Genomic DNA, 17,289 nt, shown 5'->3' on the forward strand with positions numbered 1-17,289 from the left:
TCCTGCAGCTCCCGCGGCCAGGATTCCCCCTATACCCGCTAGCGTGTTAAAACTAAGGTGTGCGTGATCAAGTTCTTCAGTGTCTGACAGGGTACTAGAGACAACTTCGCCCATACCACCGATACGGAAGAGATCCAATTGAGAGTTTGAGGCTTTTACCCAGTTTTTACCCGACTTGTAAAGCTTATAACGCTTTTTCTCATCTACGATCTCGAAATCTTTGTTAAACTTTTTACTTCGAAACATTTGTTTCCTTTCTTTTCATCAAAATGCGACCCTTTGTTAACCTCATGATCATTAACAAAGCGTAGTTGCGCTACCCTCTCAAAACCAGAGACAATCAAACCGCAGTCAGTCTCAGTTTTTATCCCTTTGACTCAGAAAAAGCAGATTCCATCTGGAATATACCAGTCGTTTTTATTTAGTATATACCATTTATCATTCTATCAAAACAGCTCCTCCTTTTCAAGCAATTATACTCGAAATGACAAATAAAAACACCTAATTTTTACCTAAAATTCGCTTTCAAGGATCAAATAATTGAAAACGTTTTATTATCTTTCGAAATCTCTTCCTTCCCCCACCCTTTCACACTAGTTCACTTAGACAGAAACAAAAAAACCTTGACGAGCAAATCATCAAGGTTCATCTTTTCTAGAGACCATCTCCATCCAGAAAAGTTCCTAAAAAAAGCGTCCCAACTGCATGAGTAGTGTGACCAAAAGAGTTACGAGAAAGAGAACTCCGCCCAGCACGGCAATCATGCTAAAATCTTGCTTCTCCCTTTTTAGGGGTTTCTTTCGATTATCTAGCTGTTCTCGTATATGTTCTTGTAAAATGCTATTGTCCTTGTTAGACATGTGCTCCTCCTTTTCTGTTGATAGAAAGGAACTTGCTTTCATCGAAAGCAAGCCCTTGTCTTATTAGCTTATAAAATTGCCTTGTAGGCTTCCAGATCAGCCTGATTCGCCGCCTGTTTTTGCTTAGCAAGAGCAGCCTCCATTTCAGACGGAAGAGAGAGAACTCCCTGAATCTTACCTACCATGGCTGATACATTTTCCACCGGATAAATATGACTTTCTGCAACGAAACGATGATTGTGACAAGTCGTCTCAAAACTGAGAATCAGCATATTATTCTCAAAAGCTGTTCGACTACCATTGAGAATTTCATCACTGATATTGATATCCAGATACAAGTCGCAGCGAGCAAAGAGCTCATTCACCTTAGCTGGACGAATATTAGGGTAGAGGGAAATATTCGGATAGCGATTTAATTCCATTAAACGACTTGACATCTCAGTGATCGCTCCAATATGGAAATGAACATTTGGTAATTGAGTCAAAAGTGGTTCAATTTGCTCGATTTGGTCACTATTCGTCAGAATCAAAGCTTCTGGATTCATATTATTGAGGCGATGGTATTGATAGAGATAACCGACATTGCGGAAGTAACTCTTCTCTTTTGGTGTCGCAAGCTTGAGGATTTTATCATAAACTTGTTTATCCTGTACTGCGATACGGATGTTTCGATGAGGCAACTGCATCGCCGCTTTCATGTTACCCGGCAACTCCTCTCCAATTGGCTCCTGCCAGAAAAGAATATCCTCTGCTCGTCCTTCTTTCGGAGTCAGACCAACGGCTACTAAAAATGGTGTTGCTAGAGAATTGTAGATAATGCGATCTGTATCATATCCACGATATCGCAAGTAAAAGATTACAAATTCTTGCTTAGAATTGAAAATATGGCGTTTTCCATCAAGAGTTAGGACAATATCCTCTGTTAGATGATTTTCCATAATCACCGTCACGTTATCTTGATTAAAGTAACGTGTATGAGTTGGACGCTGAGCATCATCATAGGTAATCTGTGCAAAGAGACGTCCCTTGCGATTGTAAATGTCAGCAGCGCGTACACGACCTTGATCATCCAACCACTCGACTGCACGCACGCGACGTTCGTGTGTCGGTTGACGGTAAAAGATATTGGCACGTTTCTTACCCATATCCAAGATTTCACCATTAACATTGCTCGAGCGAATTTCCCACAAATGAGGTTTCGGAACAAGGTTAAAATAAAGAGGTAGATCGTCCTCTGAAGCCACATCTCCAGTAAAGTAACTGTAAGGCGACTCGACATCAGGTGCGAGGTAACCATCGTCTCGGATCACGACAACAGGGCAGTCTAGTCCAGCTGCCTTAAGTGAACGTAGTAAATCAAAACTCGCTTGATCATAGCGTTCAAATAAACAAATCATAGTGTTTATGCCTTTCTTTTCGAATCCCTACTGATGCTGTGCAGATTGAACAAGATCATACCAACGCTGGGCAATATGTTCATCAAGATATGGTTCTGCCACCTCGTAGGATACACGGGATAGATCTTCTTGGGAATGTTGAGTAAATAGCTGGACAATCTTTTCTGCGTATTCCGTTGTCATTGCATCCAGATCATCTGGACGCGCCTCAGGAATCAAGTAGCCATTTTCCCCATCACGGATAAAGGTTGGATTTCCATAACGTACATCAAAACCAATAATTGGCAGACCAGAGCCAACCGCCTCTAACAAGGTCAAACCAAACCCTTCACTTGTGGAGGCAGACAGGTAAGCAGAGTAATTTCGATACACATCTGCCATGTGGTGATGCCCCATCAGACGGATATAGTCTTCTGCATTTAACTCATGAATTAACTGCTCCAACATGGCTCTTTCGCCACCCGTACCATAGATATCAAAAGTGATTTCAGGTAATTGCTCATGCGCCTTCGCTACGGAGTGAATCAACCAATCGATATGCTTTTCACTGGCTAGGCGCGAAGCTGTAATCAATCCAAACGGCTTGCGCTCGCCTTCTGGATGACGCAATTGATCCAGACTTCCCACTGGAATAGTCAAGATTTCCTTTGGTTTGATGGTTGTATATTGAGCGAATTGTTCTTTGAGTAGGTTCGTTTGCGCATCGGTCGAGTTGATGATATAGTCCACTTCTTCGGCATGTTCAAACTGATACTCATAATAGTTATTCCACAAAATATAGTCTTTCTCAGCAGGATTTTCACTAAAGTGGTCTGCATGAACGATTACGACTAGCTTTGCATCGCCCTTATTAGCAAAGATAGCTTGACCAATATCTGTCTCTCGGTCTAAGATCAACAAATCTTTGTCCGTCAAAGCTAGACTTCTCATAAAATGCGCGACAAACTCTTGCTTAGAATAGAAAACATGATTTGGGAAACGATAGACTTGCGTTTCCTGTCTACCATCGACTTCATTGATGATTTCTTCATAGGCCACACTACCATCTTCATTGAGCCAGGTACGTTGATATAATTGCGCATGACCATTCATCGGACTAAAATACTCAACAAAATTCTTTGTATAAGTGTAGTACTCTTTTTGAATCAAACAACCACGCGAAACAATTTCGGCGCGTTCAATCAACTCTTTATCCATATCACAGGCATAACAAGTTACAAAATCACCATCACCAAATACTAGTCGAATCGTCTTCATATCGGTGTCGCGGATAATTTCGAGAGGCTCTTTATCGAAACTCGCTAAGACCTGCGCTAACGTATAGGTCGTCGGTGCAATTTTGACATCTGTAAAATGCTGATAAAGCCAGATAACCTCAGAATCTTCAAAGCCAATATTCTTTGTCAAATGTTCAATGTTATCAGCAGATATAAAATCCATAAAGATGAACTTCGCTTCTAAGCCCACACTACGAAGCAATTTTGCACGGTAGATCTGCGCATATTCTACACCGCTACTCGCCCAGCCAATCCCCAAATTGATGTTATAAATTGTCATATTTGATTATCCTCTTACAAAAAGTTATCTCGTTTAATTCTTGAAAGACGTTTGATTCTCTTGCCCTTATCATCATCTAACTTATCTTCGTCTTTCTTTTTAGGTTTTGCGCGACGTGAAGTGATGTAGCTGACAGAGATGGTACTATCTGTTCCTGTTTTTGCAAGGGGTTGTTCGAGATGGACTTTCTCTCTCTCAGGCACCTCCTCTTCTTTCTCCTTAGCAACTTCTTCTGGTCTATCAAGTTCTTTACGCAATTCTTGAATTTTTTTGATATCTTTTGGTTTACCATCGATATCGTCCAGTTCTAGAAAATCATCAATTCGACTGATAATATTTTTAATTTTTTCTTTTTGTAAATTATACAATCTCTCAGCCTCTGCCCGTTTTTTGGTCAGAGTATCGATTTCTTCGAGAATAGATTCTCTCGTATCCAAGTAGTCTTTTTGTGCCTTTTCTAACACTTCTTTAGCTTCTTTTTCGGCCCTATCATGAGCTTCAATGACAAGAGATTTGGCATAAATGACTGCTTCACCGATCTCTTTTTCTTGATTCTTCATAGAGTCGATTTTTTTACGTAGAGATTCGATTTTTTCATTCTTCTTTTGAATTTCACGATCGAATCCTTCCTCTAATGCTTCGATACAATCTTCGACTTCCTTAGCACGGTAGTTACCGAACAATGTTTTCTTCAGTCTCATTTTGCTCCCTCTATTCCTTACTTATTCTGATTTACACCACTACTCCCCATTGTAGCATAAAATAGCGCAAATTGCTATTCTTTTCTAAGCTCCAAACAAGGAAAATATCCTAAGCTGCTATCAAGCAAAACCCGAACTTAGCTTAAAGTCCATCTATTTCTAAAAAAATGTCTGATTGATAGATCAGACATTTTCAAAAGTAAAAATACGAACACTACTTCTAGGGTAGAAGAAATTCAGTTATTACTTCCTATTTTAAAAATTTAGTTCCGTCCAAGTAAGCGGTGTATAGCCAAGCAATTCCACACCATCATACTCAACTGTTTTCACGATCTCTTGGATGTTTGTTTTCAATTCTTCAGTTGCTACGCTATTTGAATCATCCAAGACCACATCATCTTCCACGACGAAGAGTGGTTTTTGGTAACGATCGTAAAGATTGTTCATCACGAGACGAAGTCCCACAGAATCTATGCGATTTTGATTTTGGCCATTACTTGCATATTTGTTGATAAAAACTTCTTGGGAATTGCTTGATGCATAATAACTGAAGCTGACAAAGTCAATTTTCCCATCTCTTAGGACAAAGAGGTCGTCGTTTTCAATATCCAAGGCGATTTGATCACGTTCTAAACGACGCAAAAAGTGATTTGGGTAGTATCCACGCACTTGCACGTCTGTAAACAAATAATTTTCCCTATCTTTGACTTCTGCTTCCATTACATCAATAGCATTTTCAGTTTGCTGACTGTAGTTTTTACTAACAACCATCATCCCACCAAACTGAAACTCTGGGTTGATTGTTTTTCCGAGCTTGATTGCACGTGCAGAAGCAACTAATTGATAATGAGCTGCTTGCCAAATCACCTGTTCTTGATTGTCATCTGCTCCAAAAGACAATCCTCCACCAAGAAACGGCAAATGGTGCAAAACGTTGAACTCATTGAAGGTAATCCAATACTTCACTTTGTCCTTAAAGTACTGAAAGACAGCTTCTGCGTAACGCTCAAAGAGTTCGATCATCTTGCGGCTTTTCCAAGCTCCATATTTTTCGTATAAATTCAGCGGAAGGTCAAAGTGACTCAAGGTCACAATCGGTTCGATATCTTTTTCTAATACGTCATCGATGATTGCTTCATAATATTTCAATCCCTCTTCACTCGGCTGCAACTCTTCACCATTTGGAAAGATGCGTGCCCAAGAGATCGAGATTCTATAGGCATTGAAACCCATTGATTGAATTAAATTCAGCTCTTCCGTATAATCTCTCTGACCTACTGAAGCAAATCTCCCTAGGATATCATAAGATCCTAAAGGTACATTTTTGTAGTCAACTGTTCCATTCAGAACTTCTATCCGAGACTGGTCAACTGGTAATACATCTGTAGTACCCAAACCTTTGTTACTATTTGACATCATATTTCTAATCATAGTGGCTCCTTTTGATTTTTATTATTTCTATTTAATGATTGCAAGTTCTGTTTAGAAGGATTTCTCATCTTCCCTTTTTTGAGTAATAGCAGCCAAACCAGACAATTCACTTGCAACATTTCTTAAGTCACGTGCTAGGGGCTGCGAACCTGGTCTGAGTAGGTGATAGAGTTGGCGTTCCGTCATCCTTAAATTTGTTCCATTTGATTCTGAATAGTGAGACAGGTGTTTCAGAGAGTCTTGCAAATCTACATTCTTTATTGATTCTTCTCTATTTTCAAGCTCCTGTTGCTCCTCAGCAATATGTGCTTGAGACAATTCTTCTTCAGAAATTTCAGGTGTCATCACTTCTTGCACTTTTTGCTGGTGAGTTAGAGGGCTCATATCCAGTTCAGAGAGGCTCTTATACAGACGTTCCGAAACATGCAAGTCATGCGCGAATACTTCTGTCTCCGCCACACTCTGTCTATAGGAACCAAATTCTGATTCTAACATACTATAGGATTGAGATAGGGATGCTTTCCTGAAACTCACCGAATCAGCTACACTCTGACTTTGACTTAAAGATTCAGATATTTGTTGACTTTGACTTAAGGATTCGGACTCAGAAAGTAGATGAGAAATCATCTCACTCAAGGAATGAGATTCGGAAATCGATTCCCATTCGCTCTGGCTTAGGCTATAGAACTCAGACTCGGAAACACTCTGACTTGCTTGTTCTGATTCGGAATAGCTCCACCACTCTGATTCTGAGTGACTTTGAGATTCGGAAATCGATTCCCATTCACTCTGACTCAAGCTATAAAACTCAGACTCGGAGACACTCTGACTTGCTTGCTCCGATTCGGAAAAACTCCACCACTCTGATTCTGAAGAGCTTTGGGATTCGGATATGGATTCCCATTCACTCTGACTCAAGCTATAGAACTCGGACTCAGAGATACTCTGACTCGCTTGTTCCGATTCGGAATAGCTCCACCACTCTGATTCTGAAGAGCTTTGGGATTCGGATATGGATTCCCACTCGCTCTGACTCAGGCTATAGAACTCGGACTCAGAGACACTCTGACTTGCTTGTTCTGATTCGGAATAGATCCACCACTCTGATTCTGAGTGGCTTTGAGATTCCGAAACGGATTCCCACTCACTCTGGCTCAGGCTATAGAACTCGGACTCGGAATAGCTCCACCACTCTGATTCTGAGTGGCTTTGGGATTCGGATATGGATTCCCACTCGCTCTGGCTTAGGCTATAGAACTCAGACTCGGAAACACTCTGACTCGCTTGTTCCGATTCGGAAGAACTCCACCACTCTGATTCTGAGTGGCTTTGAGATTCAGAAATCGATTCCCACTCACTCTGGCTTAGGCTATCGAACTCGGACTCGGAAACACTCTGGCTCGCTTGCTCTGATTCGGAAGAGCTCCACCACTCTGATTCTGAGTGACTTTGGGATTCAGATATGGATTCCCATTCACTCTGGCTCAGGCTATAGAACTCAGACTCGGAAACACTCTGACTTGCTTGCTCTGATTCGGAATAACTCCACCACTCTGATTCTGAAGAGCTTTGGGATTCGGATATGGATTCCCACTCGCTCTGGCTCAGGCTATAGAACTCAGACTCAGAGGCACTCTGGCTCGCTTGTTCTGATTCGGAATAACTCCACCACTCCGCTTCTGAAGAGCTTTGGGAGTCGGATATGGATTCCCACTCACTCTGGCTTAGGCTATAGAACTCAGACTCGGAGACACTCTGACTGGCTTGCTCCGATTCGGAGTAGCTCCACCACTCTGATTCTGAGTGACTTTGGGATTCGGATATGGATTCCCATTCACTCTGACTCAAGCTATAAAACTCGGACTCGGAATAGCTCCACCACTCTGATTCTGAAGAGCTTTGGGAGTCGGATATGGATTCCCATTCACTCTGGCTTAGGCTATAGAACTCTGACTCGGAAACACTCTGACTCGCTTGTTCTGATTCAGAATAACTCCACCACTCCGCTTCTGAAGAGCTTTGGGAGTCGGATATGGATTCCCACTCGCTCTGGCTTAGACTATAGAACTCTGACTCGGAAACACTCTGACTTGCTTGCTCTGATTCGGAATAACTCCACCACTCTGATTCTGAAGAGCTTTGGGATTCGGATATGGATTCCCATTCACTCTGGCTTAGGCTATAGAACTCAGACTCGGAAACACTCTGACTTGCTTGCTCTGATTCGGAATAACTCCACCACTCTGATTCTGAAGAGCTTTGGGATTCGGATATGGATTCCCACTCGCTCTGGCTCAGGCTATAGAACTCAGACTCAGAGGCACTCTGGCTCGCTTGTTCTGATTCGGAATAACTCCACCACTCCGCTTCTGAAGAGCTTTGGGAGTCGGATATGGATTCCCACTCACTCTGACTTAAGCTATAGAACTCTGACTCGGAAATACTCTGACTTGCTTGTTCTGATTCGGAAGAACTCGACCACTCTGATTCTGAGTGACTTTGGGATTCGGATATAGATTCCCACTCACTCTGACTCAGGCTATAGAACTCAGACTCGGAGACACTCTGACTCGCTTGTTCCGATTCACTCAAGGAAAGGGACTCGGAGACACTAGGATTTTGATCATAAGAAAGGGACTCGGAGTATGCAATACTTTCACTCAAAGAGAATGCATCCGTATCCTGACAAAGGGACTCCCCTGTCAAATGCTCAGAAACAGAGAGGCTATCAACCAAGGAAAGGGACTCAAATTCAGATTCTGAAGAAGAGACCACTAATGAGTAGTTCTCAGACATGGACTCTCGAAGCGAGAATCCTTTTGCTGATATACTCTGGCTAAACGACTCACTGTACGAATCTGCGACAGAAAGGCTGAGGGAAGCTAAAGCGCTAGTTGACAAGCTCTGACTAACATTCCTTATCAAGTCAGCCACTCCCAAACTGTTCCTTTCCTGAAAGTCTTCTAAGGCTTCCATGACAGAAACTGATTCTGTTGGTAACTCAAGATCTTCACTAGCACTCAGAATAATTTCCTTTTGCTCTTTGAGTTTTCGACTGACGGGCTTTGATTTAGTTGCATCCAGGCTACGGTAATCACTATCTTCCCTACCCTTTTGCTTAAACTTTGATATCAAACGTTTAAATCCCTTTAGCTCTTCGTTATTATTTTTGCTCATAATATGATTTTCTCCAAAAATACAGTTATATCATCATTATAAAGTCTACAACAGAATCTGTCAAAGTATTAGCCAAAGAAAACTTCTAACTTCCCAGAAGGCTTAATATTAATGTAACTCAATGCCATGTTTTTTATAATGTTTAGATTTATATCTGCATTCATTCTTTTGTATGATTTAAAAGCTTCTTTATGAAACTCAAAGACAGGATTTTTTTGGGCATACCCTTGACTAGACACCAAACCTTGAAATTGCTGTAAATAGTCAACTTGCTCAACCCAACAGTCATCTATCGCTCTCAAAACGACAGTTCGTTGAAATTGATTGAACAACTCTGAATCCTTGATTTTATCTTTTTTCTGCTGGTATTCTGAAACAAGGAGGTCAGATAAAAACTTTTTAACTTGCCGTAAATCCGTGACATCTAGATCATCTGGAATATCCTCGCAGTAATAACTAATGTTATCCAAAACAAAGCGAAATAAATCCGCCCGCTCTTTAAACGGTGTTTTACTTGTATAAATATCCACTGCATCCGATAGGATAGACAAGAAATAAGTCAAATCAAAGTCTGGATGAGAGATGAGCTTATTACGCTTATTGTAGATAATCTGTCGCTGAATACGGATACTTTCATCATATCGTTCCGTTGAACGTCTGGAAGCCGCTGACGCGTTATCACTATTCTTCTGAGCCTCTTCAACCGCATGTCTAATACGACGAGAGGTCAAATGAATCTTTTGTTTTTCCTCTGGTTTTGCAATTTCTTTGTGATAGTACTCACTAATCCATTTGCTACCAGACTTGGAAATAAGATCATCCTCAAGAGAAATAAAGAATTTGCTCAACCCTGGAGCGCCTTGTCGTCCGGCACGACCGCGAAGCTGCAAATCCACTCGCTCACTGGACATTCTCTCTGTTCCAACAACAGCAAGTCCACCCAACTCAGCAACCCCTTCTTCCAAGATAATATCTGTTCCACGACCTGCCATTGATGTTGCTACCGTCACTGCAGAACGTCTACCAGCCAGGGCGATCATCTCAGCCTCTTTCGCTGCATTATGGGCGTTCAACACATTATGGGCGATTCCCTCTTGGAGTAAGAGCATAGAATAAATCTCAGACATTCCAACTGATCCTGTCGCAATTAAAACTGGCTGACCTTTTTTATGTAATTTTTTGATATACTCCAATGAAGCATATAATTTTTGAGGAATCGTGAGATAGATTTCATCTGGATAATCAATTCGTAAATTGGGTTTTCGTGTAGGAACAACTACGACTCCCAAGTCGTAAACGTCTCTGAACTCATCCTCACAAACCTTACCAGTACCCGTCATTCCTGCTAATTTTGGAAACATTCTAAATAAATTTTGATAGGTAATAGAGGCCATCGAACGTGTTTCCAATGTGATTTTCACACGTTCTCTGGCTTCTAGTGCTTGGTGTAGTCCTGATTGGAGTTTATTTCCTTCCAAGAGACGTCCTGTCGCCTCATCCATTAGTTTAACTTCGCCATTATCCACTGTGTACTGACGATCTTTTTCAAATAAGTGGTTAGCTCTCAAAGCTAGGTTAATTTGGCGAATGAGCTGGTAATTATCTGGATCATAGGCATTCTGAACGCGGAAATAAACCTCTGCTTCCTTTACTCCTTTTCTCGTCAACCATACCGATGTCCGAGTGGAGTCTAAATTAAAGTCTTCCCCTTCTTTTAGAGTTTTCACAAACTCATCACACGAAAGAAAGAGGTTGGATTGAACCCGAGGAGAACCTGAAATAATCAGGGGCATCTGCGCACTATCTAGCAAGGCTGCATCTACTTCATCGACCAAACAAAAATAAAATTTTGGCAAAAACTTCTTTGATTCAGATGTCGCCAAGTTTTCTTCTAGGTAATCAAACCCTAACGCACTATGTGTTGTATAGACAATATCACTCTTATAGATTTGTTGTTTTTGAGGAATTTTAAGTTTTTTTGCCGGATCTTCCGAGACACCAACCCCAACTGTCATTCCTAAAAATCGAAAAACGGGTGCCATTTGTTTAGCATCACGCGCTGCCAAATATTCATTGGCCGTGACTAAGATCGTACTTTTTTCCGTCAAGGCATTTAGGTATAAAGGAAGGATAGCTGTCAAGGTTTTTCCTTCCCCTGTTCTCATTTCTGCAATCTGATTGTCTTGCATAACCAAGGCCCCTAAAACCTGAACATCATAAGGATATAATCCTAATACACGCTTGGCTGCCTCACGAATGGTTGCATACGCTTCTGGCAAAATGGACTGCAAGCTTTCTCCTCCAGAAAGGCGTTCTTTAAACCATTTTGTCTGAGCTTGCAGTTTCTCATTTGACATAGCTGCATAACTATCAGATAGTTTATTAACCTTCTCCAAAATCTTTTTGTAACGCATTAGTTTATAGGAGTTGGTCAAATTGAATCGTTTAGTTTTCATTCTCTCTCATCCACTCTTCAATCTTTTCCAAGTCAATTGCTTGAAGTAAAAATGACTTATCTAATAAATATTCAATGTTTGCTAGTTCACGTGGTCTAGTCTTCAAGTCCGCATATTCCTTAACTTTTGTCGGATTAAATTGCTGTAGCAATAATTCTTTAAAAATAGGCGGATTTACTCGACTACGGTAACGTTCCAGCAAGCGTTGATAGTCTAGTTCGCTTAAAAACTCATCCGTCACAAGAGCGTATGAATTTCCAAATTGTTTGGAGTAATGCAAGGCCGCAATATTAGAAATCGCTCCATAACCAACAAAAGCCACTTTTTCAAAAAGATGCTCTTGCGCTAATTCTTCAATCGTTTCAAGCAAGGTTTCGTAAAAACGTTCCTCCATGTATAGGAGCGCTTCTCTATAAGACGAATTAACAATCAATACATTTGAGAAATGTTCACGAACACGTTCTGGAATAAAACCTGTTCGATTGAGTTCAGGTTCAGTAAAGCAAACATACATCGTTTCTTTCTCGGAATCCTGATGAAGCAAATCAGAAATCCAGTAGCGATCCACTGTATAATCCGCCAACTGCTCCTCAGCAACATAAATCCCTTCAAAAAGGAAGCGATGACAACCCGAGCTGACTAACTGCACCTTATAATATTGTGTATTATCTGGAACGCATACGCTGACTCTCTCTCCCTGTTTAATGATCTGATTCGAAATTTCTTCGTCTCGAGCATCCATAAATTCAACTTTTAAGTATGTTGAATTTTCTGGGATGGTTTCTATATGACTGCCAAAAATATAGTTTTGCCCACGTTTCAATTCAGGAAGCTGACTCGTATTGCGTAAGGCCTGATAGTTTGCCCGTGAATGCCATTCATGAATAACTGTCCCCGAAGGCATGAACTGGTTTTCATACAAAACATGACCACCATCTAACAGTTTGACAGATGAACCGTATAGATACTGAGATATGCTTTGGATATCCCAATAAGCAAAATAGACTTCTTCCTTGTATCTCACGATTTAAACTCCCTTTCAAAACTATTCATTAATAGCGTTTTATATTGATTAAAGAACCATTCGACAATACCTTGTGTATCGTCGTTGTGTCGTCCAGTCAATCCCTTACTGATAACGCTGACGCGGTAATCTCGCTGTCCTAACTCATCCAGCATATCGGGATAGGCCGACATATCATAGTCATCTTGATACATAAAGGAGATAATGAATTTTGTTCTTGAGAAATCAGCTGACTCAAAAGCCGTCCAGAAACGTTCGTTAAGCTGAGCTGTAGCTTCACTTGATAACTCCCCTATTGTGCGGTACACCAAATCCAGTGACGTTGGAAATCCTCCCGGACGAATAGTTGACTCATTTTCTGCCATATCTCCTAAGTTTACAAGAGGTTTTCCGACAATGACGGCATGAGGTTCCAACTTAGAACTATAGTAAAGGGCGCCAAAAGTCCCCATTGACAAACCTGACAAGGTCAGTTGTTCCTTCGTAAAGCCGAGTTCATCTAAGCAGTTATGAACCACTTGGAGAAGTTTTTGTTCCAGCTCCTCCGATCCAAGATAGAATGCGCCCCCTTCTGAACGCGGATCCCCTACTAGTAAGAATGGCGATCCCAAATTATTCATCATCCAGTATCCCTCGAATCCCTCTGCGGGACGGTACCCTGAAAAATAGATGTTCAACGGTGGTTTCAAATCTCCTGGATGGAAGAAATAAATCAGTTCTTCTCTATTTTTATCGCTAATTCGTTTTCCTCCGACTAACAAGTCTCCATAGCCTAGATGGGAGTCTCGATAGTGGCAGGGACCAAGTTTTACAATCCCTTGTCCCTTTGCTTGAATACTGATACTCAAATAATACGAATCATTTACATCTAACGTCAGAGGCCGATCAAAGCTCGTTTCATCATAAATCCATTCTTGCATGGGAGAATTTCCAGCTGGAAAACCTTTGACAACGTAGCGGATCGAACAACCTTCTGAAACCCTGAACTCAGGCCACAGATCTAAGGGCATCTCCCCACTCAGAAAAACATTATGTTGATAGGTCGCAATAGTCTGATAATCTTCACCGTATCGGCCACACAAACGAAGGTAGTTTGTCCCTTCATAACTGATTTGACCCTCAAAAGATGGTGCAGCGACTAGATGATTAACACTTAGTTTCGTTCCATTTTGCTTGGAGAAAAAACCACGTGAAAATATATGTAGCATCTGCTCTGGATTTTCAAAATTTGTTTTCACAGCTTTTTTGCGCAAAAGAAATCGTTCCAGCGTTTTTGTAGTGATTTGACAACGCTCATGATAGAACATACGGTAAACCTGAATTTTCTGATCCAAGATAGTGACATACTCTAAATATTCAGCAGTATCTACCAACACGACATCAAACGGTTTGTCTACTTTTTTCTTCTTTTTTTTCCCGTTTTCCGCCTCAACTTCTCTATTTAAGATCCCGATGTCTTCTGGCAATAAAGAGACGATGTCTTCTGGTTTGACAAATGTCCATTTTATATTACTAGGAATTTCATATTGCTCCTGCCAATTTTCATCAGCAATTTGCAAAACACTAATTTTTTTCATTTCCTTTTAATTCCTTTATGGTATTTTTCCACATATCGACAATCTCACCCCTTGTATACTGTTCAATCTTCTTGACTGAGTGAACTAGAGATTGATTCCAATGTTCTAAGTTTGTGAGGTAGTATAAGAGTGCCTCTTCAAAATCCGAAATATCATCTAGAATCCAACCATTTTCTCCATGCTTCACATAAGAAGAACTATACAAGTTAACCTGAGGGATCCCTCCACTAATGCCAGCGATTTGAGTCAACACATCAGCTGGAGTTCCCAAATCTAGTATAATACGAACGTACTTCAGAACTTTAATCAAATCGCTGTCGCTATGAATGGTTTCAATATCAATCCGTTCGCGAACAATCTCCTCTTCATCATCAAGAACTCGGTTCTCACCTCTCGCTCTCTTCTCTTTATCAACAAAAATCAATTCTTGTTCATATTCTGGCTTAAGAGTTCGATAGTTTTCTAGTACCTGTTTTATATAGGCCTCTCGGCCAAAATCCTGACTTTGTGTTCCAACCAGCAAGTCAATCCATTCATTTTTCAACATCATTTCAAACAAAGTCGTAAACACATATTGAATTTGATCTGCTGGTAGATTGTCGTAATTGACGTAAACAATTAACTCTTTTTTTCTTTGACTATGTCCTAGGTTTAGATGAGTATCATAAGGCGGAATCTCATAAAATCCTGGCAACTGTTCTAGATCAACATTAGCTGCTATCGTTTCAATTTTATTTAAACTATCAACAACGAAGAACGGCGTGTCTGTCAAATCCGTTAGCAGCTGCTCCTGGTTTGTAATTGGATAGCGATCTCCAAAAAAAGACAAGATAACATGATGGTTTTCCTTAATCTTTTGGAAAAAGTGATTGTGCTGCACATCTGACGAAATCACAATCGTATCATCCTTGGTTAGCGAAGAAGTTAAATACTGATCTAGTTTTTCATTGATCAATTCTTCGATATCTCGGTAAACTTCTTTTGTAAATGTAGCCTGTGCCTCAGGGTTGATAAGTACTTGATGATTTTCTGTACCCAAAAATTCCCTAAACTGCCATATACCTTGTAAATTTAAATAATCTTGGTAGTAAGGTTGATCATTTTCAAAATAGATGATACTTGAAACAAATCCACGATCATCAAAAATTAGCTGATGATTTGTCTGCCCACCCTCAAAATAAGTAATATCAAAGAAATTACCTGTTTGTGAAAAGTTAATTTTAGCATAGTGTTCTTGATTTAAATATACCTCAATCATAAAAGGAGTATAGAAGAATTCTACTCCTTGAGGCCATTTAATATCTTCCAGACGAATTTTACGTACAGATACATCCGTCAGACCTTGTATGGTATCAAATAGATTCCATACAGTTTCTGGCAATATTCTTTGCTGATAAAGAAAGGTTCGAATATGTGGTGAATAGTTCAAAATCAGAGTGGTATTTGCCTCTCCTGATTGCTGAAACATTCGCAGCAAATTCACCGCATCATCAAACATCATATTTTTAGACACGTAATAGAAAGGCAGGGTGGTAGAATACCATTTCCGATCTTGTCTATACCAAGATGGTACAAAGTAAAACATATCCCTCTATTCTCCTTTAAATTCTAATTCTTTGTGGTAGTAAGTCCCAATTCTCAAGATACGTATTTCTTCATGCAAAGGCAAGAGCATACTGACTAAAATGATCAATGTACTTGGTATAGTCAAAAGCAAATTTGGAAGAGGTAGGAAGAAATTAATGAAATAGGGTAAACCAATAAAAACGATCAGGTAGAGTGCTCCTACGTTAGATTGTAAGGAAATGTAATGTTTCAAAACTTTTAAAGTTGCTTTCCCAGGCTGGATATAATCTAGGTATTCTCCTTGACGTTGTAAACGTTTCGCTGTTTCTTCTGGTTCTAAGTTGATATAGGCAAATAAAATTGCAAGAAGATAGATAGCAAGCAGGTAAAAGGCTAAACTTAGGGGTTTTGTAAAGTCAAATAAACTACCAAAATTTTTTGTAAAACCATGTCCAAACCAGTCTAATACCAACTGAAGCAACATAATAACACTCGAGGCATACATAATAGGCATTCCCCCAGAGGGAAGAAATTTGATAGGGAGGTAAGATTTGCCGTAGTAACGACTACTTAGCATGACTCGATTTAGAGGCAAACGAATTTCAGCTCTCTCGCAGACCACAGCGATATAGCCCAAGAGCAAAAATGAGATCGCCGCACCTACTAGAAAGGCTAATCCTTCTTTAGAAAAAACAGATTGTCCTATCAATACCACTAATTGGTTAGCAAATTGTAGCAGAATTCCTGAAATAATAATAATTGTCTGCCCGCCTACTCCCTTGCTAACATTCAAACCAGCCAACCAGATAATAACAAAGCTTCCTGCTACAACAGTTGCTAGCACAGCCATATTATAAATCCAATCATCTACAAGAAGCAAAAAGCGTCCATTTTCCGAACGAGCCGTGTACATAACAGCTATCCCTTGTAACACGGAAAAAATCAAAGTGAGAATCTTTTGCACAAAATCCGCTTTTTTCAATGACCAGGACTGGATATTCCAACTTTTATTCAAGTTGATGACCTGCCAGACAATCATCGTCGTAATCCATGGACCTAATCCCAGAGAAAACATGGAAATCTGAGAGACATCTACTCCTGCCAAGGAATACAAATAGGCCAAGGGATTTTGCTCAGTTATTTGCGAAAAACCTGTATTGCCATTGTATCCTGGAAGTAAAATATGGCGACCAAGTAAATAGATCGCAATGATCAAAATTGTAAAAATTGCTCTTCGGAAAAAAATACTTGTTCGTTTCTGTTTCTTAAGACCGAAATGTTTCATCTGTCATCCTTTATTCTTTATATTTAGCAAGTCTTGCGATCATTTTCTAGCAGTGTTCATGCACCATCGTAACAGCAAGACAACTCAAGAAAACAGGCTCATCCCACTGATAATCAAGATAGGATTAACTGGCTTACCATGATATTTCACCTACGAAATACAGGAGCACCTCATGAGTGTAAATCTACTTGGAGCTTCTCTTCTATCCTTGAATATTTTCATGTGAGAACACCTGTTCTTCCATTTTTTCTATTTGAA

The 17,289-nt window shown here is 40.2% G+C and carries 12 protein-coding genes; all 12 read right to left on the reverse strand.

Annotated elements, in window-relative coordinates; genetic code table 11:
- Positions 1-246: KxYKxGKxW signal peptide domain-containing protein (locus D8804_RS05180; protein ID WP_142999710.1), on the reverse strand; the 246-nt coding region annotated here is incomplete at its 3' end.
- Positions 247-683: 437 nt separating this feature from the next.
- The gene (locus tag D8804_RS05185; RefSeq protein WP_000066117.1) at positions 684-860 is read right to left on the reverse strand and encodes a hypothetical protein; all 177 of its coding nucleotides are present in this window, start codon (positions 858-860) and stop codon (positions 684-686) included.
- A 68-nt stretch (positions 861-928) separates the two neighbouring features.
- Entirely contained in the window at positions 929-2,257 is a 1,329-nt protein-coding gene (gtfB, locus tag D8804_RS05190; RefSeq protein WP_000562905.1) for an accessory Sec system glycosylation chaperone GtfB, read from the reverse strand.
- 27 nt (positions 2,258-2,284) lie between these two features.
- A complete protein-coding gene (gene gtfA / locus D8804_RS05195) occupies positions 2,285-3,814 on the reverse strand; it encodes an accessory Sec system glycosyltransferase GtfA (RefSeq protein WP_000158470.1) in 1,530 nt (509 codons plus the stop codon).
- A 14-nt stretch (positions 3,815-3,828) separates the two neighbouring features.
- Positions 3,829-4,515, reverse strand: a complete 687-nt coding sequence (locus D8804_RS05200; RefSeq protein ID WP_038805689.1) for a hypothetical protein — start codon at positions 4,513-4,515, stop codon at positions 3,829-3,831.
- A 255-nt stretch (positions 4,516-4,770) separates the two neighbouring features.
- Entirely contained in the window at positions 4,771-5,946 is a 1,176-nt protein-coding gene (locus D8804_RS05205; protein WP_000620805.1) for a family 1 glycosylhydrolase, read from the reverse strand.
- Between the two features lie 51 nt (positions 5,947-5,997).
- A complete protein-coding gene (locus tag D8804_RS05210) occupies positions 5,998-9,123 on the reverse strand; it encodes a hypothetical protein (RefSeq protein WP_260472333.1) in 3,126 nt (1,041 codons plus the stop codon).
- A 68-nt stretch (positions 9,124-9,191) separates the two neighbouring features.
- The gene (secA2, locus tag D8804_RS05215) at positions 9,192-11,579 is read right to left on the reverse strand and encodes an accessory Sec system translocase SecA2 (RefSeq protein ID WP_125399036.1); all 2,388 of its coding nucleotides are present in this window, start codon (positions 11,577-11,579) and stop codon (positions 9,192-9,194) included.
- Positions 11,569-12,603 carry an accessory Sec system protein Asp3 gene (gene asp3 / locus D8804_RS05220; protein ID WP_125399037.1) on the reverse strand — a complete coding sequence of 345 codons (1,035 nt, stop codon included), beginning with the start codon at positions 12,601-12,603 and terminating at the stop codon, positions 11,569-11,571. The genes secA2 and asp3 overlap by 11 nt, the downstream gene beginning before the upstream one ends.
- Positions 12,600-14,180, reverse strand: a complete 1,581-nt coding sequence (gene asp2 / locus D8804_RS05225; protein WP_125399038.1) for an accessory Sec system protein Asp2 — start codon at positions 14,178-14,180, stop codon at positions 12,600-12,602. Before asp2 ends, asp3 begins: the two co-directional genes overlap by 4 nt.
- Complete coding sequence (asp1, locus tag D8804_RS05230) at positions 14,167-15,765, reverse strand: accessory Sec system protein Asp1 (RefSeq protein WP_125399039.1); 1,599 nt, start codon at positions 15,763-15,765, stop codon at positions 14,167-14,169. The genes asp2 and asp1 overlap by 14 nt, the downstream gene beginning before the upstream one ends.
- Before the next feature lie 6 nt (positions 15,766-15,771).
- Entirely contained in the window at positions 15,772-17,031 is a 1,260-nt protein-coding gene (locus tag D8804_RS05235; protein ID WP_000680146.1) for a preprotein translocase subunit SecY, read from the reverse strand.
- Between the last annotated feature and the right edge of the window lie 258 nt (positions 17,032-17,289).

The sequence above is a fragment of the Streptococcus oralis genome, from assembly GCF_003944215.1.
Classification (GTDB): domain Bacteria; phylum Bacillota; class Bacilli; order Lactobacillales; family Streptococcaceae; genus Streptococcus; species Streptococcus oralis_BI.

Excerpts from the sequence above, each read along its gene's own strand:
- D8804_RS05185 (WP_000066117.1), bottom strand. The coding sequence starts at position 860 with ATGTCTAACAAGGACAATAGCATTTTACAAGAACATATACGAGAACAG.
- gtfB (WP_000562905.1), bottom strand. The coding sequence starts at position 2,257 with ATGATTTGTTTATTTGAACGCTATGATCAAGCGAGTTTTGATTTACTA.
- gtfA (WP_000158470.1), bottom strand. The coding sequence starts at position 3,814 with ATGACAATTTATAACATCAATTTGGGGATTGGCTGGGCGAGTAGCGGT.
- D8804_RS05200 (WP_038805689.1), bottom strand. The coding sequence starts at position 4,515 with ATGAGACTGAAGAAAACATTGTTCGGTAACTACCGTGCTAAGGAAGTC.
- D8804_RS05205 (WP_000620805.1), bottom strand. The coding sequence starts at position 5,946 with ATGATTAGAAATATGATGTCAAATAGTAACAAAGGTTTGGGTACTACA.
- D8804_RS05210 (WP_260472333.1), bottom strand. The coding sequence starts at position 9,123 with ATGAGCAAAAATAATAACGAAGAGCTAAAGGGATTTAAACGTTTGATA.
- secA2 (WP_125399036.1), bottom strand. The coding sequence starts at position 11,579 with ATGAAAACTAAACGATTCAATTTGACCAACTCCTATAAACTAATGCGT.
- asp2 (WP_125399038.1), bottom strand. The coding sequence starts at position 14,180 with ATGAAAAAAATTAGTGTTTTGCAAATTGCTGATGAAAATTGGCAGGAG.
- asp1 (WP_125399039.1), bottom strand. The coding sequence starts at position 15,765 with ATGTTTTACTTTGTACCATCTTGGTATAGACAAGATCGGAAATGGTAT.
- D8804_RS05235 (WP_000680146.1), bottom strand. The coding sequence starts at position 17,031 with ATGAAACATTTCGGTCTTAAGAAACAGAAACGAACAAGTATTTTTTTC.